This is a genomic window from Halorubrum sp. SD41, from assembly GCF_058630335.1.
Genome location: NZ_JBZVGZ010000001.1, coordinates 121499 through 145731 on the forward strand (window position 1 = coordinate 121499; position 24233 = coordinate 145731).

General features: G+C 70.1%; 24 protein-coding genes and 1 tRNA gene. 12 read left to right on the top strand and 13 right to left on the bottom strand.

Features of this window, described 5'->3' with window-relative positions; translation table 11 throughout:
* Positions 1-34: 34 nt before the first annotated feature.
* The 5 genes from AC4NMM_RS00635 to AC4NMM_RS00655 form a co-directional block, all read right to left on the bottom strand.
* The gene (locus AC4NMM_RS00635) at positions 35-694 is read right to left on the bottom strand and encodes a DUF7519 family protein (protein WP_491923273.1); all 660 of its coding nucleotides are present in this window, start codon (positions 692-694) and stop codon (positions 35-37) included.
* Entirely contained in the window at positions 634-2085 is a 1452-nt protein-coding gene (locus tag AC4NMM_RS00640) for a DUF58 domain-containing protein (RefSeq protein ID WP_491923274.1), read from the bottom strand. Before AC4NMM_RS00640 ends, AC4NMM_RS00635 begins: the two co-directional genes overlap by 61 nt.
* Positions 2082-2633, bottom strand: a complete 552-nt coding sequence (locus tag AC4NMM_RS00645) for a DUF7269 family protein (RefSeq protein ID WP_096393794.1) — start codon at positions 2631-2633, stop codon at positions 2082-2084. The genes AC4NMM_RS00640 and AC4NMM_RS00645 overlap by 4 nt, the downstream gene beginning before the upstream one ends.
* A 52-nt stretch (positions 2634-2685) precedes the next feature.
* Positions 2686-3633 carry a DUF4129 domain-containing protein gene (locus AC4NMM_RS00650; RefSeq protein WP_491923275.1) on the bottom strand — a complete coding sequence of 316 codons (948 nt, stop codon included), beginning with the start codon at positions 3631-3633 and terminating at the stop codon, positions 2686-2688.
* 75 nt (positions 3634-3708) lie between these two features.
* Positions 3709-4758, bottom strand: coding sequence for an MBL fold metallo-hydrolase (locus AC4NMM_RS00655; protein ID WP_491923276.1), 1050 nt, complete (start codon positions 4756-4758; stop codon positions 3709-3711).
* A gap of 168 nt (positions 4759-4926) precedes the next feature.
* Here AC4NMM_RS00655 and AC4NMM_RS00660 point away from each other — a divergent pair, with 168 nt between their 5' ends.
* From AC4NMM_RS00660 to AC4NMM_RS00670, 3 genes are all read left to right on the top strand, one after another.
* Positions 4927-5304, top strand: a complete 378-nt coding sequence (locus AC4NMM_RS00660; RefSeq protein WP_096393790.1) for a hypothetical protein — start codon at positions 4927-4929, stop codon at positions 5302-5304.
* Between the two features lie 537 nt (positions 5305-5841).
* Complete coding sequence (purL, locus tag AC4NMM_RS00665; RefSeq protein ID WP_491923277.1) at positions 5842-8115, top strand: phosphoribosylformylglycinamidine synthase subunit PurL; 2274 nt, start codon at positions 5842-5844, stop codon at positions 8113-8115.
* 160 nt (positions 8116-8275) lie between these two features.
* Positions 8276-9463, top strand: coding sequence for an ABC transporter ATP-binding protein (locus AC4NMM_RS00670; RefSeq protein ID WP_491923278.1), 1188 nt, complete (start codon positions 8276-8278; stop codon positions 9461-9463).
* 52 nt (positions 9464-9515) lie between these two features.
* Here the strand turns inward: AC4NMM_RS00670 and AC4NMM_RS00675 are convergent, their stop codons facing one another.
* Positions 9516-9665, bottom strand: coding sequence for a DUF7550 family protein (locus AC4NMM_RS00675; protein WP_167603354.1), 150 nt, complete (start codon positions 9663-9665; stop codon positions 9516-9518).
* Between the two features lie 253 nt (positions 9666-9918).
* On the opposite strand from AC4NMM_RS00675, the gene AC4NMM_RS00680 reads away from it, so the two are divergent.
* Positions 9919-11631 carry an L-lactate permease gene (locus AC4NMM_RS00680; protein WP_491923279.1) on the top strand — a complete coding sequence of 571 codons (1713 nt, stop codon included), beginning with the start codon at positions 9919-9921 and terminating at the stop codon, positions 11629-11631.
* A 113-nt stretch (positions 11632-11744) separates the two neighbouring features.
* Here the strand turns inward: AC4NMM_RS00680 and AC4NMM_RS00685 are convergent, their stop codons facing one another.
* The 4 genes from AC4NMM_RS00685 to AC4NMM_RS00700 all read right to left on the bottom strand — a co-directional run bounded on the left by AC4NMM_RS00685 (position 11745) and on the right by AC4NMM_RS00700 (position 14161).
* The gene (locus AC4NMM_RS00685) at positions 11745-12266 is read right to left on the bottom strand and encodes a PIN domain-containing protein (protein ID WP_491923280.1); all 522 of its coding nucleotides are present in this window, start codon (positions 12264-12266) and stop codon (positions 11745-11747) included.
* Complete coding sequence (locus AC4NMM_RS00690; protein WP_491923281.1) at positions 12263-12553, bottom strand: UPF0175 family protein; 291 nt, start codon at positions 12551-12553, stop codon at positions 12263-12265. The genes AC4NMM_RS00685 and AC4NMM_RS00690 overlap by 4 nt, the downstream gene beginning before the upstream one ends.
* Positions 12554-12610: 57 nt before the next feature.
* The gene (locus tag AC4NMM_RS00695) at positions 12611-13477 is read right to left on the bottom strand and encodes a hypothetical protein (protein WP_491923282.1); all 867 of its coding nucleotides are present in this window, start codon (positions 13475-13477) and stop codon (positions 12611-12613) included.
* 102 nt (positions 13478-13579) lie between these two features.
* The gene (locus tag AC4NMM_RS00700) at positions 13580-14161 is read right to left on the bottom strand and encodes a DUF7344 domain-containing protein (RefSeq protein ID WP_491923283.1); all 582 of its coding nucleotides are present in this window, start codon (positions 14159-14161) and stop codon (positions 13580-13582) included.
* Positions 14162-14626: 465 nt separating this feature from the next.
* Between AC4NMM_RS00700 and AC4NMM_RS00705 the strand changes: the two genes are divergently transcribed.
* The 5 genes from AC4NMM_RS00705 (at position 14627) to AC4NMM_RS00725 (ending at position 20570) form a co-directional block, all read left to right on the top strand.
* Positions 14627-15295, top strand: coding sequence for a hypothetical protein (locus tag AC4NMM_RS00705; protein WP_491923284.1), 669 nt, complete (start codon positions 14627-14629; stop codon positions 15293-15295).
* A gap of 58 nt (positions 15296-15353) precedes the next feature.
* The gene (locus tag AC4NMM_RS00710; protein ID WP_491923285.1) at positions 15354-16886 is read left to right on the top strand and encodes a DUF1102 domain-containing protein; all 1533 of its coding nucleotides are present in this window, start codon (positions 15354-15356) and stop codon (positions 16884-16886) included.
* A 115-nt stretch (positions 16887-17001) separates the two neighbouring features.
* A complete protein-coding gene (locus AC4NMM_RS00715) occupies positions 17002-17898 on the top strand; it encodes a hypothetical protein (RefSeq protein ID WP_491923286.1) in 897 nt (298 codons plus the stop codon).
* Positions 17899-18068: 170 nt separating this feature from the next.
* Positions 18069-19232, top strand: a complete 1164-nt coding sequence (locus AC4NMM_RS00720) for a signal peptidase I (protein WP_491923287.1) — start codon at positions 18069-18071, stop codon at positions 19230-19232.
* 3 nt (positions 19233-19235) lie between these two features.
* The gene (locus tag AC4NMM_RS00725; RefSeq protein WP_491923288.1) at positions 19236-20570 is read left to right on the top strand and encodes a DUF5305 domain-containing protein; all 1335 of its coding nucleotides are present in this window, start codon (positions 19236-19238) and stop codon (positions 20568-20570) included.
* A gap of 31 nt (positions 20571-20601) precedes the next feature.
* Here the strand turns inward: AC4NMM_RS00725 and AC4NMM_RS00730 are convergent, their stop codons facing one another.
* A complete protein-coding gene (locus AC4NMM_RS00730; RefSeq protein ID WP_423996511.1) occupies positions 20602-21492 on the bottom strand; it encodes an NAD-dependent epimerase/dehydratase family protein in 891 nt (296 codons plus the stop codon).
* A gap of 42 nt (positions 21493-21534) precedes the next feature.
* The gene (locus tag AC4NMM_RS00735; RefSeq protein ID WP_007344879.1) at positions 21535-21729 is read right to left on the bottom strand and encodes a heavy-metal-associated domain-containing protein; all 195 of its coding nucleotides are present in this window, start codon (positions 21727-21729) and stop codon (positions 21535-21537) included.
* Between the two features lie 127 nt (positions 21730-21856).
* Here AC4NMM_RS00735 and AC4NMM_RS00740 point away from each other — a divergent pair, with 127 nt between their 5' ends.
* The gene (locus AC4NMM_RS00740; RefSeq protein ID WP_423996512.1) at positions 21857-22447 is read left to right on the top strand and encodes an AsnC family transcriptional regulator; all 591 of its coding nucleotides are present in this window, start codon (positions 21857-21859) and stop codon (positions 22445-22447) included.
* A gap of 70 nt (positions 22448-22517) precedes the next feature.
* A tRNA-Gln gene (locus AC4NMM_RS00745) sits at positions 22518-22668 on the top strand.
* Between the two features lie 150 nt (positions 22669-22818).
* On the opposite strand, the gene AC4NMM_RS00750 is transcribed toward AC4NMM_RS00745, so the two are convergent.
* A complete protein-coding gene (locus AC4NMM_RS00750) occupies positions 22819-23238 on the bottom strand; it encodes a low molecular weight phosphatase family protein (RefSeq protein ID WP_491923289.1) in 420 nt (139 codons plus the stop codon).
* A gap of 187 nt (positions 23239-23425) precedes the next feature.
* Between AC4NMM_RS00750 and AC4NMM_RS00755 the strand changes: the two genes are divergently transcribed.
* Positions 23426-23944 (top strand): hypothetical protein, encoded by a 519-nt coding sequence (locus tag AC4NMM_RS00755; protein ID WP_491923290.1) that lies wholly within the window; start codon positions 23426-23428, stop codon positions 23942-23944.
* Positions 23945-24233 lie beyond the last annotated feature (289 nt).

The window sequence follows — 24233 nt, forward strand, 5'->3', positions numbered from 1 at the left end:
CTCGCCGTCCCCCCCGTCCTCGCCGTCCCCGCCGTCACCGCAGCGCCGAGATCAGCGCGATGCCGCCGGCCAGGAGGAGCGCGAGCGCGGCCACCGGTTGGCCGCCGCCGACCGCGAGGGAGACGCCGTAGACGAGAGCGGCCGCGAGCGCCCCGACGAGCAGGCTCGCCCCCGCGTGGACCGCGACGTTGCGTCGGACGCGGGCGCCCCGACCCACCTGCTCGCCGAGGCCGACGCCGTGGTCGGCGACGTCCCACGCGACCGCGAGCCCGACGGCGGCGACGAGCAGCGCCTCTGCGGACGCGCCGCGGTACCCCGCGAGCGCGAGGCCGACCACGCCGACGGCGGCGCCCCACGTCAGGACCCGCGTCGAGCTCCGGAGCGACCCGGTGAGGAAGCCGAGCGCGGCGACGCCGAGCAGCGCACCGCCGATCGGGCTCGCGACCAGCGCGGCGGTCGCCGCGACGCCCGCGGCCGCGAGGCTCGCGACGACCGCGACTGTCGGCGGCCGGGCGTCCGTCTCGTGGAAGTCGCCGAGGTCGTCGTCGCCGGTCGTCGCGCCCGAGGCGTTGTCGCCGCTCGGCGCGGCCGCCGACCCCTCGCCGCTCGGCGCGCCCACCGACCCCTCGCCGCTCATCGCGACCACCGCCTCGTCGCGGCCGCGACGGCGACCGGGAAGGAGTCGTCGCCCCACTCCAGCGCGCGGATCCCCGCCGACCGGAGCGACCGCAGCCGCCCGCGGCGCTCGAAGGTCGTCAGCCGCTGGCCGGCAGTCTCGGCCGTCGTCGGGTCTGGCGAGAGCACCGTCACGAGGTGCCCGTGCGCGTCGATCCGACGGGCGAGCGTCGCCGCGGTGTCGTCGACCAGGGGGGTGAAGAACAGCACCTGCGCGTCGGCCGGGAGCCGCCGGCGGAACCGCCGGAGCCACAGCGACCGGTAGAACCGCTCGCCGCTCGGGGTGGGCGCGAGCGCCGGGTCGGTCGCCAGCGTCTCGCGCCCTCGGGCGGCGTGGACGGTCCCGCTGCCGGGCGGGAGCCAGCAGTCCAGCGGCGACAGCGCCGCGATCCCGACCCGGTCGCCGCCGTCGAGGAGCGCGGAGAACGCCTGGCCGGCGGCCGCGACGCTCGCCTCCACCGCCGTCTCGGCGTCGGGGTCGGCCGCGACGTACGCGGACTCGCGGGCGTCGACGAGCAGCACGACGGTAGCGGCGCGCTCCTCGCGCAGCTCGACGGTCGACAGCTCGCCCGTCCGCGCCCGCCGGTTCCAGTCGATCCGCTTCAGCGGGTCGCCGCGGCGGTACTCCCGCGTCGCGTGGAACTCGACGCCGGCGCCCCCCACGTCGGTCGGCACCCGCCCGTGGTGGACGGTCGTCAGCCCGCGCAGGGGGAGGTTCCCGCCGGCTGCCAGCTCGGGCGTACAGGCGATCGCGGTCGGCGCGTCGAGCGTCGTCAAGCGCTCGCGCGCTCCGGCCGCGTCGCGCGTGATCGCGGTCAGCGGTTCCCACTCGTGGTCTCCCCGCGCGGCGCGCACCGTGTACTCGAACGTCACCGCCGCCCCGGGCCGTAGCGCCGTCGCGACCCGCGCCGGGCCGTCGACGACCGCCAGCCCCGGCGGGACGCCGTCGACGAGCCGGAGGTCCGGGAGCGCCGTCTCCCCGACGTTCTCGGCGCGGACGGTCACGTGTACCTCGTCGCCGGGGGCCGGCGCCTCGTCGCTCACGGAACGGATCACTGCGAGCGCCGGCGTCGGCGCGTCGCCCGCCCGCGCGTACACGGCGTAGCCGACGCCGACCGCGCCCGCGAGCACCAGCGGCGACTGCCTGACGAGTACGCCGAGGCCGACCAGCGCCAGCGCCGCGCCGGCGATCCCCAGCCAGCGGTCGGTCGCCACCTCGCGCCGGCGCTCGCGATCGGTCGGGGTGTTCGTCGACTCCGCCGCCGAGGCGCTGTCGGCCGCCGCCGCGTCCGCTTCGCCGCCCGCGGTCGAGTCGGCCGCCTCCTCTCGCCTCGCGCTTCTCGCCTCGCCGCCGGCGGAATCCGAGTCCTCCGGCTCGGACGCGACCGCGGCGCCGCTCGGATCGCTCACGCCGCACCACCCTGAATCCGTTCGATCTCGTCGATCGCGGCCCGGAGCCCGTACCAGTAGTTCGAGCGCCCTCGGACTCCGGCCGACAGGCGGACCCGGAGCGGGTAGTCGCTCCGCGTGTCGAAGAAGGCGGCCGCGACGGGGTCGTCCGTCCACGTCCCGTCGTCGACGGCGGTCGCCGCTGCCTCCGGCGAGCAGTTTCGGTCGCGGGCGACCGCGTCGACCGCGACCTCCCGGACTCGGTCGCGGAGGTCCCGCCGGTCGCGATAGCCGCCCGGCGCCGGGCTGGCGACACGCGCGATCCGCTCGTCGAGGTCCGACCCGGGCACCGCGGCCGGCGCGCGGCGCTCCGGCTCGCCGGGGTCCGTCAGCAGTCGCCGCCGGTCCCGGCGCGCGTTCGCGTACCGGACCCCCTGGACCACGCCGAGGACGCCGATCAGCGTGACGACGGCCGACGTGGGAGAGATGGCCGACGCGATGCCGCGATCGAGCGCCGCGAGGAGGCCGACGGCGACCGCCAACACCCCGATGACCGCGAGCGGTCGCACTACGCGTCACCTCCGTCGGAGTCGGCGCCCGCCGCCGCGGCCCGATCGCGGCTCACGAGTCGCCCCCGTGTCGCTCCTCGATCCGGCGCAGCGCCTCGACGGCGCGGCGCTCGCGGTCGTCGGTCGGGTCCTCGCCGCCGTAGCGCACGCGCTCGAACACCTCGGTGAGCGCGGTCACGGGCTCCTCGTCGACGCCGGCGTCGACCGCGGCGGTCGCGAACTCGGCCGGCGTCGAGGAGGCCGGGCGCTCGACGTCGAGAACGTCGGTCATGTCCCGCCACGCCCGGTACACCTCGTTGTCCGCGTCCGACGACTCGATCCGGTCGGCGGCCTCGCCGGCGGTCCGGCCGATCGCGTCGAGGGTCGGCGGGTCCTCGGCCTGCTCCTCGGCCCGACCGACCGCGTCCCCGTCTGCTTCGTCGTCGCCGCCGGCGAGGAGGAGCGCGGCGACGCTGGCGATCACCGCGGCGACGACGACGAGCGCGAACAGGAGCTGCGGCGCCGACGCCGCGCCCTCCCCGCTGCCGAACCCGCCGCCGCCCGCGGCGCCGGCCGGCAGCAGGCTGCTCCCGTTGCCGCCGAGGCCGAGCGACGCCGAGACGGCGCCCGCTGCCGACCGGCACGTCGACAGCACCCAGAAGAGGGTCGCGATCGGGGCGCCGACCACGCCGGTGACGGCGGCGCTCGCGAACGGCGACGCGGTGTCGCGGTACGTCACCGCGGCGATCAACGCCAGCCCGACGAGGAGCGTCACCACTGCTGGCGGCTCCCTGAGCGAGGGGAAACAGAGTCCGGACACGGAGAGCCGGCCGGCCTCGCCGGACGAGGCGAGCACTCCCGGATCTCCGTCGTCCTCGCCGACGCTCGGCGCCTCCCCGCCGGTCCCGCCGAACCCGCCGCTGCCCGTGTCGACGGCGGTGTCCAGCGTCGCGGCCGCGACGCCGAGCGCGACGAGGGCGAGGAGGGCGACCGCGACGGCGACCATGGCGTCCCGCTTCACGTCCCCGAATACGCCGGCCGCCGGGAATAGCTTTCGGCGGGCGAGGAGGCCGTCGGCGGTCCGGTCCGCGTCAGCTTACGCGTCGTCGCTCCCGTCGACGAGGTCGTCGAGCGGCGTCGTCGGGAACAGCGCGTCCACGTCGGGGTCGGGGTCGACGAGGCGGTACGCGGTCCCGTCAGGCTCGACGACCCCCGCGTTTGCGAGGTGGTCGAGGTGCGAGAACGCCTCTCCGGGGCCGTGAAGGACGTGAATGTCTTCGAGCGAGCCGAACAGCGCGGCCGACACCTCCCACGCGGTCGCGGCCTCGCGGTCGGCGAGGACCTCGATCACCCGGCGGGTCCGGTGGCGGTGGTGGTCGAGGATCGTCGCCGCGCGGCGGCTCGGCTCGTCGATCCGCCAGCGGTGGCCCGGGTGGGCGGCGTCGAAGTCGCGGGCGACGATCCGCGCGAGGCTCTCGGCGTACGCCGCGAGCGCGCCCTCGACGCGCACGTCCGCGCCGCCGACGTTCGGGGTGTACTTCGGGAGCAGCGCGTCGCCGGTGAAGACCTCCTCTGTCGCATTCTCTCCCCCCACGGGGTCGTGGTCGGGGACGGTTCGGGGGTCGAACGCGAACCCGGAGAGGCCGGCGGTGTGGCCCGGCAGGTGGAGGGTTTCGAGCTCGACGCCGCCGGCCTCGATCGCGTCGCCGTCGGCGAACGTCGTCACGTCAGCGGGCTCGCCGGAGAGGTCCGCGCTGACCGCGTCGAAGAAGTCGGTGAGGCGCTCGCGGTCGGCCGCGGGCATCCCCCACCGCTCGAACGTCTCGCGCTGGAGGTCGCGGTCGGCGAACAGCGGCGTCTCGGTCCCGTCGACGAGGGCGGCGTCGGCCTCGTGGACGTACACGTCGGCGCCCCCTGCGGCTTGGATCTCGCCCGCGAGCCCCGCGTGGTCCGGGTGCCAGTGGGTGAGGACGACCGCGTCGACGTCGGCGAACGCGTGGCCGTACTCGGCGAGGCCGTCGACCAACTCCCCGCGCACGTCCGGGAGCGCGACGCCGGTATCGACGAGCGCGGTCGTCTCGCCGTCGAGCAGGTACGCGTCGTTTTCGCCCTCGAAGACGGTGTTGCCGAGCTGGATCCGTTTCACACGACCACCTCGCGCGGCGCGCATTTCAGGGTTGCCACCGCGGCGAGGCGGACCGGCGGACGCGATCTCGGGCGGCCGTTCCTTCTCGGTCGGACGTCGGGACCGCGGCCGGCGCCTCCGATTTCCGCCGTCGGGAGGACTTTTGCTCGCGCGTCCCTCACCGCCGATATGGAGTACCAACCGGGCGTGTGCAACATCGGACCGACCCAACAGCGACGGCGGCTGCTGCTCGGCGTCGGGTCGCTGCTGGCCGCGGCGGCCTACGTCGCGGCGGTCGTCGCGCTCGCGTGGCCGCGCTGGGCGCTGATCGCTTCGGTGATCCCGCTGTACGGCGCCGCGATGGGGGCGTTACAGTACCGCGAGCGCTTCTGTATCGGCTTCGCCGGGATGGGCGTCTTCGACGTGGGTGACGGGGCGAACGAAATCCAGAACGAAGAGGCGCTCGCCGCCGACCGCAAGAAGGCGGTCCGGCTCAACGCGAAGGCGATGGCCATCGGCGTTGTAGGGACGGTGGTCGTCTTCGCCGCGGTGACCGTTCTTTTATAAACAGTCACAGCGGTGCGGACCGTTCTCTTATAAATAATTGCGAGCGGCTCGGCGACGGACACCCTCAATCCTCCAGCCATTTGTTTATAAGCGATCGCTAGCAGATCAGCGGCGAATCCCTCCAAAGCTCCAGCCGATTACTTATAAATAACTACGACCAAGTCGACGGACGCCACCTCCAAAGCCCCAGCCGTGAGGGCGTCGTACGCTCGCTGCGCTCCTCGGTCGCTCACTCCGTTCGCTCCCTGCGGTGCTTACGTCGCCTACGACGCCCTCACGGCTGCCCCTTTGAGCCCCGCCCACCAGCACCGCAACCGCAACCTCACACCTCCCCAGCCTCGCGGCTCCCTCGCTTCGCTTCGGTCGCCGCGTCCCTCGCGCGTGCTGGCTCGCGGCCTGGCGGCCGCTCGCAGGCGCGCGCCACCGCACATGCACCGCGGGCCGTTCTCGCGTCGCATGGGCGTCGCGGTCGCTGTCGATGACCACGAACGTGCGTATAGAAAAGCATTAGAACCGGCTCGGTAACCACGTAAGTGAATGAGTCTGTCCGATGCGGACCGCGAGCTCGTGACCGCGGAGCTCGGTCGGGAGCCGACGACGGCCGAGGCCGCGCTGTTCGAGAACCTCTGGAGCGAACACTGCGCGTACCGCTCCTCGCGACCGCTGCTGTCGGCGTTCGACAGCGAGGGCGACCAGGTCGTGGTCGGCCCCGGCGACGACGCCGCGGTCCTCGCGCTGCCCGACCCCGAGGCGGCGGACCGGCCGGCGAGCGAGCGCGACGCCGACGACTACGGCGACACCTACGTCACCTTCGGCGTCGAGAGCCACAACCACCCCTCCTTCGTCGACCCGTTCGACGGCGCGGCCACCGGCGTCGGCGGCATCGTCCGCGACACGATGAGCATGGGCGCGTACCCGATCGGCCTCCTCGACTCGCTGTACTTCGGCGGCTTCGACCGCGAGCGATCCCGCTACCTCTTCGAGGGCGTCGTCGAGGGTATCTCCCACTACGGCAACTGCATCGGCGTCCCGACCGTCGGCGGCAGCGTCGCCTTCCACGGCGGCTACGAGGGGAACCCCCTCGTCAACGTCGCCTGCGTCGGCGTCACGAACGAGGACCGACTCGTCACGGCCACCGCACAGGAGCCGGGCAACAAGCTGGTCCTCGTCGGCAACGGCACCGGTCGCGACGGGCTCGGCGGCGCCTCCTTCGCCTCGGAGGATCTCGCGGAGGACGCCGAGACCGAGGACCGCCCCGCGGTCCAGGTCGGCGACCCCTACGCGGAGAAGCGGCTGATCGAGTGTAACGAGGCCCTCGTGGACGAGAATCTCGTCCTGTCCGCCCGCGACCTCGGCGCGGCCGGCCTCGGCGGCGCCTCCTCCGAACTCGTCGCGAAGGGCGGGCTCGGCGCGCGGATCGACCTCGACAAGGTCCACCAGCGCGAGCCGAACATGAACGCGATGGAGATCCTGCTCGCCGAGAGCCAAGAGCGGATGTGCTACGAGGTCGCGCCCGGCGACGTCGACCGCGTCGCCGACCTCGCCGAGCGGTTCGACCTCGGCTGCTCGGTCCTCGGCGAGGTGACCGACGGGAACTACGTCTGCGAGTTCGCGGGCGACACGGACGCCGATCCGGCCGACCGCGAGGTCGTCGTCGACGCGCCCGCCGAGTTCCTCGCCGACGGCGCCCCGATGAACGACCTCGCGAGCGAGCCGCCGAGCGAGCCCGAGCGCGACCTCCCCGACGAGGAGCCCCCGCTCGACGAGGCGGTCGCGGCCGTCCTCTCGGCCCCCTCGACCGCGAGCAAGCGCTGGGTGTACCGCCAGTACGACCACGAGGTCGGGACGCGCACCGCGGTGAAGCCCGGCGACGACGCGGCGCTGCTCGCTGTCCGCGAGACGGAGCCGGACGGCGACGGCGTCACGGGCGACGCCGACCGCGACGGCTCCGCCGACGGCGTCGGCCTCGCGCTCGCCTCCGGCGCGAACCCGAAGTGGACCGCGGTCGCGCCGTACGAGGGCGCGCGCGCCGTCGCGCTGGAGAACGCGACGAACCTCGCCGCGACCGGCGCGGTCCCGCTCGCGGCGGTCGACTGCCTCAACGGCGGCAACCCGGAGAAGCCGGACGTGTACGGCGCGTTCGAGGGGATCGTCGACGGGCTCGCGGACGCCTGCGCCGCGCTCGATACGCCCGTCGTCGGCGGCAACGTCTCGCTGTACAACGACAGCGTCGAGGGGCCGATCCCGCCGACGCCGACGCTCGCGGTGCTGGGCACGACGCGGGGGTATTCGGCCCCGCCGGCCGCGCTCGACGCCGACCGCGCGGGCGACTCCGAACTCCTCCTCGTCGGCGCGGGCGGCGACGCGCTCGGGGGCTCCGAGTACCTCGCGCACGCCGGCGGGAGCGACCGGTTCCCGACGCTGCCCGACGAGTCCGGCGCGGCCGACGACCTCGGCGGCCTCGTCGCGTCGCTTTCGGCGGCCGCCCGCCACGAGTCGACACTGGCGGCCCACGACGTGAGCGAGGGCGGGCTCGCGGTCGCGCTCGCCGAACTGGTGACCGACGACGCGGGCGTCGAGGCGACGCTGCCCGACCGCGTCGCGGCCTTCGACGAGACGCCCGGCCGCCTCCTCGTCCAGACGACAGAGCCCGAGGCGGTCGCGGCGGAGGTCGGCGACCTCCCGGTCTTCCGGCTCGGCGACGTGACGACGGACGGCACCCTCTCGCTGACGGTCGACGACGAGTCGATCGCGCTCTCGGCCGACGCGGTCCGCGACCGCCGCGACGTGATCGAGCGCGAGCTGGCCTAAGCCGGCGCGAGGCGGCGGACGAGCGACGAGCCCCGCGCTCCGTACCCCCGCGACCAGCCGATTTCGACGCCGCGAGAGCGAGCGATACGCTTTTAGGTACTCCTAAAGTATGTGACCGCAACCGCGGGACGCCGGTTTCCCCGGCGCCCGCCACTCACTGATGGCATCCACGGAACCAGTCGGCACGACGCGCTCGGTCGAGTCGGACGACGCGGCGGCCGAGGATTCGGAGGACCCGGCGGTCGAACACCGGTCGAGCGCCGCCTCAAACGACGGATTGAGCGTCGGTGCGGACCCCGTCCTGTCGCTGTCGGACGTCACGAAGGCGTTCGGCCCCGAGACCGCCGTCGACGACGTCTCGCTCGACGTTCGCTCCGGCGAGCTGCTGACGTTCCTCGGCCCCTCCGGCTGCGGGAAGACGACGACGCTCCGCACCATCGCCGGCCTCGAAGAGCCCACGGAAGGGGAGATCGCGCTCGGCGACGAGGTCGTCGCCGGCGACGGATCGTTCGTCCCCCCGGAGCGGCGCGACGTGGGCATCGTCTTCCAGAACTTCGCCTTATTCCCCCACCTCACCGTCCGCGAGAACATCGCGTTCGGACTCGCCGACGCCGACGCCGCGGAGAGCGAGGCGCGCGTCGACGAGCTGCTCGAACTCGTCGAGATGGTCGACCACGGCGAGAAGACGCCCGACCAGCTCTCCGGCGGGCAGAAACAGCGCGTCGCGCTCGCCCGATCGCTCGCGCCCGAGCCCGAGGTGCTCCTCTTGGACGAGCCGTTCTCGAACCTCGACGTCCGCCTCCGCGTGGAGATGCGCGAGGAGGTCCGGCGCATCCTGAAGGAAGCCGGCGTCACCGCGGTCTCGGTCACCCACGACCAGGAGGAGGCGCTCTCCATCTCCGACCGCGTCGCCGTCATGAACGACGGGAAAATCGAGCAGGTGGGCCGCCCCGAGTCCGTCTTCGAGCGCCCCGAGTCGAAGTTCGTCGCCTCCTTCCTCGGGCGGGCGTCGTTCCTCGAGGGCGAGCTCCGCGACGGGAAGGTCGACACCGGGATCGGCCGCTTCGACGCCGTGACGCTGGAGGGGTACGACACCGTCTACGACGGCGCGCCCGTCGACGTCCTCGTGCGCCCCGACGACCTCCGCGCGACGCCCGCGAGCCCCGAGCTCGCCGACGGCGTCGTCACCTCGCGGCAGTACGTCGGCCCCTCGTTCGTCTACCGGGTCGAGCTCGACTCGGGCGAGGCGGTCCACTGCCTCCACAACCACGTCGAAGAGTTCGACCTCGACGAGCCGGTCTCCTTGGAGCTCACCGCGGACCACCCGCTCGCCTGGTACCCGCGGTAGTCGCACCGCTACACCGCGTCGGGAACTATTTCACACGCAGCGAACGCTGCGCTCAGAAGGTCGCGAGGAACGGGATCGCGTACGCGATCAGCAGGCCGACGAGCGTGACGGCCGCGCCGATACCGACCTCGCGACTGCCGAACTCCTGCATCGGGGCGGTCACGCGCTTGTCCGGATCGGGCTCGTGCGAGTGGTCGTCCATGGCCGCGGCTCCGGCCGGGAGGCATATAAGCCCACCTGAAGCCGATGGCGGCGGCTCCCTCGGCGCCGGAGCGCCACCGGTCCTCCCGCCACGCGCCGAGAGACCGCGCTGAACGGGCGGGCCGCCGCGCGGCCCGCGACGTCAGTGACGGATCGCGCTATCGCGTCATCGATCCGTGCGGGTAATATCGTCAAAAAAGAAAATTACATATGCTTCGTTGCGGGATGCCAATATACGGTCAATTGACACAACCATGACAAACGTCCTCACGCTAGCGTTCGTCGGTGTCATCCCGATCGCGGTCGCGTTCGTCCTGCTCGCCGGACTCAGGTGGTCGGCCGCCCGCGCGATGGGGGTCGGGTGGCTGCTCGCGACCGGGATCGGGATCACGTACTGGGGCATGGAACTCGACTGGCTGGTCGCGTCGGCCGTCTACGGCGCGTTTCAGGCGGTCGACATCATCCTCATCGTCTTCGGCGCCATCCTCCTGATGAACTACCTCGAGGGGAGCGGCGCCATCGCCACCATCCGGTGGTACTTCGGACAGATCGAAGAGGACAGACGCATTCAGGTGCTGCTCATCGGGCTCGGCTTCATGACGATCATCGAGGGCGCGGCCGGGTTCGGGACGCCCGGCGCGCTCGCCGCGCCGCTGTTCATCGGGCTCGGCTTCCCGCCGCTGGCGGCCGCGGTGTTCGGCCTGTACTTCAACGCGCCCAACCCGCCGTTCGGCGCGGCCGGGACCCCGGTCATCGGCGGGACAGGGGCCGTCATCGAACCGGCGCTGTCGGGCTCGGTGAGCGTCGCCGAGTTCCTCTCGATGGTCTCCGCGTGGTCCGGCGTCGTCACCGGACTGACGTACGTGTTCTGGGGCCTCCTCGGCGTGTTCTTCCTGACCTACTGGTTCGGCGACGCCGACGGCGGTCGGAGCGTCGGCGGCGCCGTCCGCGACACGCTCCCCATCGCCCCGTTCGCGCTCCTGCTCGGCGCCGTCACCGGCGGGACGCAGCTGGTCGTCGCGTGGTTCGTCGGCCCCGCGCTCCCCGACATCGCGGCCGGCTTCGTCGTTCTCGGCGTCGGGCTCCTGCTCGCGAACAACGACGTCCTCGTCCCCGACCGCGAGTGGGACTTCCCGAGCGACTCGACGTGGAGCGACACCTGGCTCGGCGGGCTCGACCTCGACGAGATCTCCCGCGACCAGCCGCAAAAGGAGATGTCGGTGCTGCTGGCGTGGACGCCGTACCTGCTCGTCGCGCTCGCGCTGCTCGCCACGCGGTGGCCGGACCTCACCGTCGCCGGCACCGAGGTGCTCGCGTGGATCCAGAGCTTCTCGGTCAGCATCGACTCGATCCTCGGCACGGAGCTCGGCTACACGCTCCAGTACCTCTACCTCCCCGGCACGATGCCGTTCATCCCCATCGCCGTCCTCACGGGGCTCATCCACAGGATGGACACCGACGAGATGGGGGCCGCGTGGCGGCGCTCGGTCGAGCAGGTCGCGCCCGCCGCGCTCACGCTGATCATCGCGGTGTCGATGACGCAGGTGATGATCCAGTCGCAGACGAACACCGCGGACCTCCTCGGCATGATGGAGGCGCTCAGCCGGGCGCTCGCGATCGGCGCGGGCGGGCTGCTCCCGATGATATCGCCGTGGATCGGCGCCATCGGTTCCTTCATGACCGGGAGCAACACCTCCTCGAACATCCTCTTCAGCGTGCTCCAGTACAACGCCGCCGAGACGGTCGGCCTCTCCCGGACGATCGTCGTCAGCCTCCAGAACGTCGGCGGCGGCCTCGGCAACATGGTCTCGGTGCTGAACGTCGCCGCCATCTGCGGCGTCGTCGGCATCACCGGCCGCGAGGGCGACCTGCTCCGCAAGGCCATCGTCCCGATGGCCCTGTTCGCGCTGTTCGCCGGGCTGTTCGGGATGCTCCTGAGCTACGTCCTCGTCCCCGGGCTGTTCTGACCCGGGACGGAGTGTTTTCGGAGCAACGCTTTCTCGTGACCGGCTCGAAGTATGGGTCGAACGACTCGACGAGGCGGCGGATTCCGATACGGAAAACGCGGAGTAGTCTGCGATCAACCCCCGAGCGAGTCCAGTTTCTCGACGATCTTCGCGTACAGGTCCGGCGCGACGTACCATCCGCGGTCGATCATCGCGTCGATCGCTTCATGCCCCTCCTCCGGAGACAGCTTTCCTCGCTTCACCGCCGAGAGGACGACGTACGCGGTCCCGCGCGTCTCGACGCCCTCGACCGCGGCCGCCGAACGCCCCGCGGCCTCGTCCATCACCGCTACCCCATCGCGCGCGTCGGCACACGCGAGCACCGCGACGTCGGCGTCACTCAACCCTGGATGCCGCGCGAGCCGCGTCGCGACCGGTGAGTCGTCAGTATCGACCGCGACGACGCCGATGTATCCGTCTTCCACCGCGCGCTCGATCCGGCGCGCGTCGTCGTACCCCTGCTCGACACCGGTTGCCACGACTTCTCGGTAGACGGCCTCCGGGACGACTCGCGATCCGTCCAGCGTCTCGACCACATCGAGCCGCTCCGCCTTCGCGAGGTAGATCAGTGGCGTCGCGTCGAAGACCCAGCTCACAGTTCGTCGAGGTCGGCTTCGAGGTGATCGGACGAGACCCACGCGTCGTCAGCGTCCTCGACGAGGTCGGCGAACTCCCAGGCGGAGAGCCCGGCGAGGTCCGCGGCCTTCGTGAGCGAAACCTCACCCTCGGCGAAGTGCTCTAGCGCGCGCTCGGTGCGCCACGCTTCGAGCCCCTCGCTCAGGAGCTTCCGGACCGCCGTGCTTCGGTCGAGGCGTTCCGATTCGAGGTATTCCTCGAGTTCGGCTTCGAGGTCCTCGGGGACGCGCGTGGAGATGGTGGGCATAGCGTCTACTATGTATGTAATGTATACAAATGTTCGGACGACCGATCGCAGGAAAGCTTAGGCCGAGTTGTCTTCGGTGTTCTCGACGATGTTCCCCGTTCCGGGATCCGGATTCTCGAAGGTGCCGGCCCCGTCGATCTCGACTTTTGCTATCGTCTTCTCCAGATCGTCATCGTCGAAATCGTCGAAATCGTCGATCCACACGTCCGTGTTTACCTGGACCTCTTTGAAGCCCTCGCTCGCATTCTGCCCTTCGTCACCGCAGTACAGCTTCGCATCGACGACACCTTCCATCCCGTTGCCCCCGCCTCCGTTCTCGGTCGTGAGGATACGGACCTTCTTGCCGCCCCCGGCGAATTTCACTCTCTCGACGTGCTCACTCACGTTCTCGTTCGATTCGCCGCTGTCGTCGTCCTCGTCGCACCTGACCGTAAACGTCCGCGTCTTATTTACCGTCGTTCCGGTGTCTACGACCCTGCCCAAGAAGGTGAGTGCGAGGTCCAGCCTTCCACCTCCGTCGCATTCGGCGGTCACGTCGGCGGAGTTCCCCGTGCCTATCGTAATGCCGGCACGGTTGTCGCCGTCCGACTCCCCGTCATCCTCGCTACCTTCCTCGTCGCCTTCGTCCGCCTCTCCCTCGATCTCGACCTGAATATCACCGCCGTCTGCTTCGACCACAACCGCTCCAGTCGTTGATTCGAGTTTCGCGGTGACGGTTAGGTCGAGTGTTCCGGCGAACTGGTTCTTGATTCGTACGACTCCGTTTTCAATATCCCCGTCAAGCCCCAGATACGCGTTCTCGTCTTCCACGACGTTCACCGACACCTCCCGCTCGGCCGAGACGCTGCTGAACGCGCCGGTCCCGACGCTCATCGCGCCGGAGCTCGCACCGCCGAGCAGCAGGACGAAGTTCCGTCGTTTCATTTGCGATGAGTTCGCACAGTCCGTTCACTCGATTCAACGCGTCCCGACCCTAAGGTTATGCGGCGCCGGAAACCCGGTACGCACCGCTTGAAACCGCTCGCCTTACGTCAGTTCCGGGGGTTCCTCGGGTTCGCCGACCTTCATCTCCGCGGTGTAGTACTTGTGCGTGATCGCGGAGAACGCGAACGCCACGACGATGGCGACCGTCCACGCCATATCGGGGAGGAGGACGAACGGCCACGCGTCCAGCGCCACCGCGCCGGTGAGCGCGACCGCGACGCCCGAGAGCCCCATGTAGTAGGTGCTCCACGGGATCTCCTTCCCCTCGACGACGTCCATGTAGAGGTCGACGTTCTGGATCGCTTCCGTGGGCTCGACGATCCCCCGGTCCTTGTTGAACTCGACGACGCCCGCGTCGTCCATCTTCGGCAGGTGGGACTGCTGGAGCGCGGTGTACACGCGCTTGCGCTCGTTGCCCGTGATCTCGGCCGTGTCGATCCCGTTCTCCCACGCCGCGATCTGTTCGGCCATGTCGCCGATCTCCAGCTTCTCCTTCTCCTCCCGCTTCAGCAGGTGAACCGCGAACCGCCGCCGCTGGTTCGCCAGCACGTCGAACAGCTCGTCCTCGGACACCTCCGTCGCCGGTTCTGCCCCCTCCCCGTCAATCTGCTGTACCGACGCCATTTCTGTCAGACATATATGAACACGCCAACATAAATCCCGTGGTTATGATAATCTGCTAAACTTTCTCTCCGTTCAAACAACCGTTCGCACAGGTGCGATATACGGCGTTTTTAGGCCTTCAAACCCGTATTAATCGTATTTTGGCAACTTACTTCCACAGGCGCATTGCGCTATTTATCGGATTCCATCATATTCCGTAGCATCTCACCAGCAACGATTGCCGCTTCAGGACGGGGCTGAACGGTCCCGAATAGGTCTCAGGCCGGACCTGAATCGATCCAACCGGAGTTCAAGCGGGGTCGGAACCGGGCGGCCGGGGCTTCAGTCCCGCCCGGAAGTGTTTCTGGAAATTCATAACGATATGGGATAGGCGCCATGGGTGTAGTAGAGCGACCCCGGGTGACGCGGGATGTCCCGCGTCGGCTGCTCGCGGGTCGTGTGCGGACACAACGAGGTTACACAACTATGGCAAACCGACGCAAGTTCCTCGCGGGAGTGGGAGCACTGGCTTCTGGTAGTGCAGCTGCAATGGGTACGGGTGCGTTCAGTCAGGCAACGGCAGACCGAACGGTGAACGTCTCTGTTGCTGGTGATGGGTCAGCATATCTAGACCTGAATCCTGTTAGTGAATATGCCTCAATCAGTAGTGGTGGCGAGCTCACATTGAATTTCGAAAATCTAAATCAAGATTCTGACTTCCGGTTTTACGATGTCTTCCAGGTAAGCAACACTACTGATGAGCCACTAGCTATCTTCCTTGATACGGGAGCAGGTTACGGATGGAGTGACCAGCAGGAGCAGAACCTTGAGGGCACTCTCTATTCAAACCTTGCCGATCAGGGTGTTAATCAGAATGGTTGGTATGATGACTCTACGAATGCTGATCCTGAAGAAATTGGAGATATTAACGGCCCAAATTGCGCTCCCTCCGCGTATAATCAAGCAATAGCTTCCGACATCTCTCGAACGTGGAGCACGTCGAATGATCACATCATCGATACCGGTGAGTCGCTGGAACCTGACTGGTACGTTTTCGATACGCCTGATGACGGACTTAATGTGAGCGGAACTATGAGAATTATCGCGTACACCCGCGGCTTCGTTGAAGCAGGTAAGAGCTTAGCTGATCTCTAATCATCTGAACCGGCTCATTTATTTATTAGTCGTCGCTTCGTTCAGCAGTACTTAGTTTATGAACACTATTCCCCGCACCCTCACCCTCGCCTTCCTCCTCGTAGCCGCGGGCTCCCTAGCCTTCGCCACGGGTGCGGCGGTGGTCGACAGCCCAGTTGACACCGTCGCCGACGGCGACCTCGCGATCCAGCCGGCCGACGGCCCGAACGGGCGGTACGCGTATTTAAATGACGACGACGAGATCGTGATCGACGTCTCGGCGTCGAACCCGAACATCCGAGATCCCTCCTTCGAGGGCGTGAACGTCGATTCGACCGGCAGGATCGACGACGTGTTCACGATCACGTACACGGCCGACGAGTACGCGCACGTTTGGATCGAGTACGCGAGCGAGAACGTCACCTTCGTCGCCGACGGCGACTCGATCGAGGGCGAGGCGAACAACGTCACGCTCGCGCCGAATGAGACGGTCTCGGTCGGGCTCGAACTCGACACGCGCGGCGCGACCGTCGGGACGCAGCTGGGTGCCGACGAGTTCTCGATCGAGGCGAAGATCGCGGAGCCGGACGAGGTGACGACCCAAGCGATGGGCGCGTCGACCCAGCAAATCGGCGACGGCGGCCCGACCACGACGGTCGTCTCCCCGAGCGCGGACCGCCGCGAGTTCGTCGCGAGCGACGTCGAGCGCGGGGAGGGCGTCCGGTTCCTGGCCGACGGCATGGAAATCGACGGCGAGAACGTTACGCTGGAGGGGATCGACCTGACGGGCGTCCGGACCGAGCGCGTCGAACTCGACGCCGCGGGGAGCTCGGACCCCTTCGCGAACGGGAGCGCGCTGACCGCGCCGACGCGTCCCCGCCCGGTCGGGTACCTCTCGCTCGACTACGACTTCGCGCCCGACGCGGTCGACGCGATGACGATCCGGTTCAGCGCGGACCCGGCGTACCTCAACGCGACCGGGACCGATCCCGCGGACGTGGCGCTCTACCGGCGGACGGACGCGGGCGCGTGGGAGGAGGTGCCGGTCGAGATCGTCGACGAGGCGGTCGTCGAGGTTCTGGGGTTCCCCGAGGACCGCGTCCACTTCCGCGCGACGACCGAACCGTCCTCGACGTTCGCGGTCGCGGCGCACGAGCCCCGATACGACGTGACCGAGGCGACGGTCGCGCCCGAGGCGGTCGACCCCGGCGAGAACGTCACGGTCCGGACGACCCTGCGGAACGGGGGCGGCGCGGCCGGCGAGCGCACGGTGACGCTGACGGCGAACGGCACCCCGGTCGCGAACGAGACGGTGACGCTCGAACCGAACGAGACGGCGACGGTCGCGTTCGACGCGACCTTCGAGACCGCCGGCGCCTACGAGCTGGCGGTCGACGGGACTCGGGTCGGCACGCTGCTCGTCGGCGACCCAGCGAGCGACGACGCGGGGGGATCGGGCGACGAGTCGAATGTCGGCACTGACGAGTCCGCCACTGTTACCGGGCCCCCGGAAGAGCCGTTTGGGATCGATCCGGCCGACCTCGCCGGTCCGCTCGCGCTCATGATAATCTCTCTTGCCACCCTCGCGCTCGTCCGGCGGATGCCGCGATGACTGGTCGGTCGGCGGGGGTGGCTCTCGTCCGGACCGCCCTCTCGGGCATCGATTTTGCGGTGGTGAGTCGCGCGCCGACAGTTCTTAACCGCTGGTCGCCGACCTCGGACCCGTGATGACGTCCGCGACCGACGGGGGGGACCGCGCTGCCAACGCCGCCGACCGGCGCGCGGACCGCGCGTTCCGCCGGGAGCTGTTCGCGAGCGTCCGAGCGGTCGACCTGCTCGCCCTGCTCGCGGTGCCGGCGGTCCTGCTCGCGGTGTTCACGCTGCCGGAAGCGACCCGGCGCTCGCTCGCGTTCGCGTACACCGACCCCACAGTGTCCTCGGCGTTCACGGCGCACTACGTCCACCTCGGCGCCGACCACCTCCTCGGGAACCTCGCCGGGTACGGGCTGCTCGCCGGGACCGGCTACGCGCTTGCGGTCCTAAGCGGCCGCCGGCGCCTCTTTTTCACGGCGTTCGTCACCTACCTCGGCGCCTTTCCGTTCGCGCTGTCCGCGCTGAACCTCGCCGTCCCCCGGAACGCGATCGGCTTCGGCTTTTCCGGGGTCAACATGGCGCTCGCCGGACTGCTTCCCATCGTGTGGTACTGCTACGCCCGCGAGCGGTTCGCGCCCGGTGCCTCCGTCGCCGCGCTGCCGGCGGTCTTCTTCGCGCTCGTCGGGTGGATCGCGCTCCTCGCGCTACCCGTCTCGACCGCGGGTATCGGTCTTGCGGGCCTGTCGATCGGGGTCGCGGGCGCGCTCCTCGCGCTGCTGTACGCGGCCAGCAGCGGGGTGCGGCTCCCGCGGTCGATCCGGGCGCACGCGAAGTCGGTCGCCTCGCGGCCCGGCTACGGCGACCTGCTCGCCGTCGGCGCGGTGGTGGCCGTCGGCTACCCGGTCGTCGGGTTCCCCGCCGACCCCGCCGGCGCCGGCAGCGTCGTGAACCTCTACGTCCACCTCCTCGGGTTCTGTCTGGGCTTCATCGGCCCGTTCGCGCTGCTCGCGGCCGGCGCCTTCGACGAGTGAGACCGCGAGCTGGCCGCCACGGCGGCGGGCGTTCGCCTCGCCGTCGCGCTCCGCTCCGACCCACGAACTTATCAGGTGTCGATTACACATCACTATCCGACGCTCCGGTCCGCGACGGCGGGGCCGACCTCGGCGCGGCGCATCCGTCCGTCGCGGCACGCACCCGACACATGTCACCGAAACGCGCCCTTTCGATAACGCTACAGGCCGCCCTCGTCCTCGCGGTCCTCTCGCTCGTCGTCGGCCAATTCCTCGGACAGCCGATACTTCTCAGCTACGTCGAGACCGGGAGCATGCAGCCGACGCTCTCCCCCGGCGACGGGTTCGTGGCGATCCCCGCGCAGATCGCGGGCGAGATCGGGCCGGGCGACGTCGTGACGTTCGAGGCCCAGGAGATACAGGGCGGCGGCCTCACGACCCACCGAGTCGTCGAGGAGACCGAACGCGGGTACATCACCCGCGGGGACAACAACCCCTTCACCGATCAGGACGGGGGTGAGCCGGTCGTTCAGGACGCGCAGATCGTCGCGAAGGCGCTCCAGATCGGCGGTGGCGTCGTCGTGATCCCCCATCTGGGTACCGCCGCCATGGGCTTCCAGTCCGCGCTCGGCGCGGTTCAGACGCGGCTGGCGGTGACGTTTGGTGCCCGAGCGTTTCTGGGGACGCAGGGGCTGGCATACATCGTCTTCGGGCTGTCGATGGTCGCGTACGCGGTCGACTGGTACCTCCACGCCGGCACGCGCGACCGCGGCTCGCGCGACCGCTCCCGCGACGACGGCACCTCCGTGTTCGCGATCCTCGGCGTGCTGGCGCTCGTGCTGATGGCGACCGCGACTGCCGCGATGGTCGTCCCGGCCGGGACACAGGAGTACGGCGTCGTGAGTGCCGAGTTCGAGTCGGAGAACCCGACCGTCATCGAGAGCGGCACGAGCCAGGAGATAGAGTACGTCGTCCCCAACTCGGGGCTCGTCCCCGTGTACGCGTATGTCACGCCGGCCAGCCCGGGCGTCGACGTCGACCCGCAGCGGCTCTCGGTCGGCAGTCGCGGCGAGGCGTCGACGACGGTGACGCTGTCGGCGCCCGACGAGACGGGGTACTACCGCCTGTTCGTCGTCGAACACCGCTACCTCGCCGTGCTGCCGCCCGGCATCGTCGACGAGCTATACGGGGTCCACCCGTGGGCGCCGCTCATTGCCATCAACGGCCTGCTCGGCGGCGGCATCGTCTCGATCGGACTGCTGCTGTTGCGGGGCGAGCCCGCCAGGATCCGGTCGCGCGGCTCCCGCGAGCGCCCCCCGCTCTACAAGCGACTCCTCCGCGAGCTCTACAGGTAACACATGTCCGCAGACGCTCCCAACGAACGCCGACTTCGACTCCGCGCCGTCCTGAACGCACAGTCCACCGCGATCCTCGTCGCCTGTCTCCTCCTCGTCGCGGTCGGGGCGGGGCTCGCGTACACGACGCACGTCGACCCCGGCACGGAGACGGAGCGCCGGACGGTCTCGTCGCTCACCGTCGAGAGCGAGTACCGACACAGCGCGACGGTGACGGAGCCGAACGCCGTCTTCGAGACCGGCACTGTGCTCGACGGGCGCGACACGTACTTCACGCGGGTCGCGCCGGAGCTCGACGTCACCGTGGCGACGAGCTACGCGGCGTCGACCGCCGAGAACGTCACCGTCGAGCTCGCCTCGACGCTCGTGATCCAGAACGTCGGCGAGGAGGGGACCGTCTACTGGCGCGAGACGGAGCCGCTCGCGTCGGAGACGGTCTCGAACGTCGCCCCCGGCGAGCCGGTGAACGCCTCGTTCACGCTCAACAGCACGGCGATAGACGGGCGGGTGGCCTCGATCGAGGAGGAGCTCGGCGCCTCTCCCGGCGAGACGGAGACGTTCGTCACGACCGAGGTGGCCGTCGACGGGTCGATCGGCGGCGTCCCGACGGCGTCGACGCAGACGGTCGACATGACGATCACTCACGGGGGGGACACCTACTCCGTCGACGAGCCCGGCGTCCAGTCCGACACGACGGAGCGGACAGAGCCGGTGACCGTCGAGCGGGAGTACGGCGTGCTCCGGTCGTTCGGCGGGCCGCTCCTCCTGCTCGTCGGCCTCGTCGGCGCCGGCGGAATCGGGTACGCGACGCGGGAGTACGACCTCGCGCTCACCGACGCGGAGCGGGAGTACCTCTCCTACCGCGACGACCGCTCGGAGTTCGCGGAGTGGATCACGACGTTCCGTCTCCCGGCGTCGGTCCACGACCGCCCGACCGCCGAGGCGGGGTCGCTTCGCGACCTCGTCGACTTCGCGATCGACAACGACACCGGCGTCGTGGAGGACCCCGAGACCGGCGCGTTCCACGCGGTCGCCGGCGAGTTCCTCTACACCTACCGCCCGCCGGCCCCGGAGGCCGCGGACGGCGAGGGCCCCGCCGACGCCGAAGCGGTCGCCGACGCGGACCAGGGAGCGACGGCGGCGGCGAGTCCGGACTCGGCCGCGACCCCCTCGGCTCCCCCCGAGGACGGCGACTCGCCGGACCGCGGGGTCGACGCCGCCGACCTCGGCACCCCAGACGTCGACGTACCGGACGAAGGAGACGTCTGGGCGACGGACTCCCGGCCGACCGACGCCGACGCGGCGGACTCGGACGAACGGGACGACGACGGCGACTGATTCTCCCCGACAGGCTCGCCTCGACCCCCGTTCAGTCGCCGTCCCCCTCCGATTCGACCTCGTCGCGCCAGGAGTGTTCCGGCTCCCACCCGAGCAGCCGCTTCGCCTTCGAGCAGTCGAAGACGGACTCGTCGCCGTCGAGGTCGCAGTCGGCGGGGAGGCCGCCGTGGACCGCCTCGATCGTCGCGGCGGTGTCGCGGCCGAGGAAGTTCTCCGCGGCGACGATCAGCGCCGCCTCGTGGCCGTCGACCTCGGTCTCGGGGTCGATCGCGGCCTCGATCGCGGAGACGACGTCGCGCACGTCGACGGACGACCAGCAGTTACCGCTCGGCTCCGCGGTCGCGGGGTCGAACTCCTCGCGCGCCTCGCGGCGCCGCTCGTCTCCCGGGTAGGTCACCCACGAGAGGCGCAGCGAGACGGCGGGGACGCCGTGCCGGCGGGCGGCCGCGGCCGCGACCTCCTCGCCGACGACCTTCGAGAGGCCGTACGGGTCCTCGGGTTCCGTCGGCGTCTCCTCGTCGATCGGGAGGCGGTCGGGGAGCCAGTCGTCCGCGGCGAAGACGGTGCCGTAGCAGCTCTCGCTCGACGCCCAGGCGATCCGGGCGCCCGCGGCGCCGGCGGCGTCGAAGACGTTGTACGCGCTCTCGACGTTGTTCGCGAACACGCGCGAGCCGGCGTGGTCCTCGGGGTGCGGGATCGCGGCGAGGTGGACGACCGCGTCGGGCGCGGCGGCCTCGACCACCTGACGCGTCTCCCCGTAGTCGGTGAGGTCCGCCTCCCTGTAGTCGACGTCGTCGCGGCGCTCGTTCGTCGGCGGTGCCTCGCGGTCGACGGCGACCACCTCGCGGCCGGCGTCGGCGAGCGCGTCGACGGTCCACGCGCCGACGCTGCCGGCGCTCCCGGTGACCAGTACGGTGTCCATGTCTCCGCGAGCGCGTTCGGGGGAAAAGAGGCAGCGATTCGCTTACGCCGAGGCCTCGTAGCCGGCGTCCTCGATGGCGGCCACGACGGCGTCGACGTCGACGTCGCCCTCGACGGTCGCGGTGCCCGCCTCGTGGTCGGCGCTCGCGGACTCGACGCCCGGCAGCTCGCCGAGCGCGTCGGTCACGTTGTCCTCGCAGCCCGTACACGACATGCCGTCGACGTCTATCGTCGTCATGCCCGACCGTTGGCGCCGCGGGCACAACTGCCTTTCCGTCGCCCCCGTGGGCGACCGGTTCTCGGGGTCGTTTTCGCGTCCTTCGATCGCCGGACGGCTTTTGCCCGCGCCGGTCGAACGCCCGGCCATGCGCACGCTCGACGAGACGGACCGAGAGATTATCCGGCTGCTGCTGGCCGACGCGCGGCGCCCGTACAGCGATATCGCCGAACGCGTGGACCTGTCGGCGCCCGCGGTGTCAGACCGTGTCGACCGGCTCCGCGAGGTGGGCGTGATCGAGGGGTTCACGCTCCGGATCGACGGCGACGCGCTCTCCGACGGGCTGCGGGTCCTCGCGACGCTTTCCGTCGCGCCCGCGGACGCCGAGCGCGTCCACGAGGCGGTCGCTGGCCACGAGCGCGTCGAACACGCGTTCCTCACCGCGGACGGCGAGGTGACGGTCGTCGCGCGCGTCGAGGAAGGGACCGCCCGCGACCTCGTCGACGACGCGGTCGGGCTGGAGAGCGTAACCGAGCTTTCGGTGCGCCCGCTCGACGCTCACGAGTGGTCGCCCGCGGTCGGCGACGCGGACCTCGCGGTCGAGTGCGTCGAGTGCGGCAACACCGTCACCGCGGAGGGGGAGTCGGCCCGGATCGACGGGACGCTGTACCACTTCTGTTGCGGCTCCTGTCGGGAGAACTTCGAAGGGCGGTACGACCGGATCGAGGAGGGGGCGTAGGCGGGAGACGGTCCCTCGCCGCGCCGCGGAGAGTAACGTACTTGAGTGCCCGCCGGTTACCCGGAGTCGCAGTCCCGTGGTGTAGTGGCCAATCATAATGGCCTTTGGAGGGAATCCGTCCGCGTCCGCGACTCGCGCGCGGCTGTTGGGCGTTCCGGCAAGGACGCCCGTCGGATGCCCGAAGTCAGCCATTGACGGCGGTTCGAATCCGCCCGGGACTATTCTCCGAACGAAGTGAGGACGAACAGTCCCGACCACGGGTTCGAAGCAGGGAACGGAGCGAAGCGGAGTGACCGAGGTTCGAATCCGCCCGGGACTACTTCTGCCGCGAGCAACGACGCGAGCCGACGGTATCCTCGGTCTGGAGCCGCCTACGCCTCGTCGAAGAACTCGTCGAAGAGCGCGACGACTCGCCCCTCGATCTCGTCGCGGATCTCGCGGACGCGCTCGATCTCCTGCCCGTGCGGGTCGTCGAGGGCCCAGTCGCGCCCCTCCACGCCGTCGGCGAGCGCCAGCGTCGAACAGCCCATCGTGGCGACCACGTCGCACGCGTCGAGTTCGGCGGTCGAGACCTCTCGGGGGACGCGGTCGGAGAGGTCGACGTCCACCTCTCGCATCGCCTCGACGACCTCGGGGTGAACCTCGTCGGCCGGGTGCGTGCCGCCGGTCACGATCTCGACGCGGTCGTCGAGGCCGCGCTCGCGGCGCTCGCGCTCCGCGAACGCCGCCGACATCTGGCTGCGACCGGCGTTCTGGACGCAGACGAACCCGAACGTGACGTCGTCGTTCATACCCGAGCGTTCCGAGGTACCGTCATAACGGTTCCTAAGAGGGATATATAGGGCTACGTTCGAGTGACCGGGGATCGTCCGGCGGCCGCTCCGACGGCTCTCCGGTGTCTCCGGCCTCGCCGTGACGGTCGCCTGCCGCTTCCGATCCACCTATGTCATTTTTTACCATGGGGGTCGTGGGCATCCTATGGACATCAGCGATTACCGGGACGCGGTCGCGGAGAACCGGCGCGAGCACGGCTTCGAGGCGGTCGACGAGCGGACGGACGCGTTCGAGCGCCTGTGGGCGACCCGCGAGACGGACGACACGCTCGGGGAGGTCGCGGTGTTGGCGACGCTCGTCGAGCCGGACGAAACCGAGGCGAGCGAAACCGAGGGGAACGGAATCGACGCGGCGACGCTCGCCGAGACCGCGGCGTCGCTCCGGGACGTGCTCGCCGAGACCGTCGACCCCCGCCCGGGGCGCGCCGACGGCGGCGAGGCGCCGACGCCCATCGGCTACGTGGCGTTCGCGACCTCGGACCCCGACCCGTCGCTGCTCGACGCGATGACCGGATTCACGGTCGCGAAGCGCCGGACGAACGTGTTCCCGCTCGTGTACGACGCGGAGGCGGAGCGGCTCCACCGCCACGAGGTCCCGCGGCTGAAGGGTCGCGGCATCTACCGCCGCCAGGCGAACGACGCCGAGCGCCTCTTTGACGTATAAATAGTAGGCCGTGGATCGGGTGAGGGCGCTGCTGAAGTACCGGTTACCCACTTATAAATAATCGATACTGGATCGACCGCGAACACCGCCAAAGCCCCCAGCCGCTCGCTTATAAATAACCGCGAGCAGATCGGCGGGGAACACCTCCAAAGCCCCAGCCGCTCGCTTATAAATAACCGCGAGCAGATCGGCGGGGAACACCTCCAAAGCCCCAGCCGGGAGGCCGCAGTACGCTCGTTGCGCTCCTCAGTCGCTCGCTTCGCTCGCTCCCTCCGGTGCTTACGTCGCC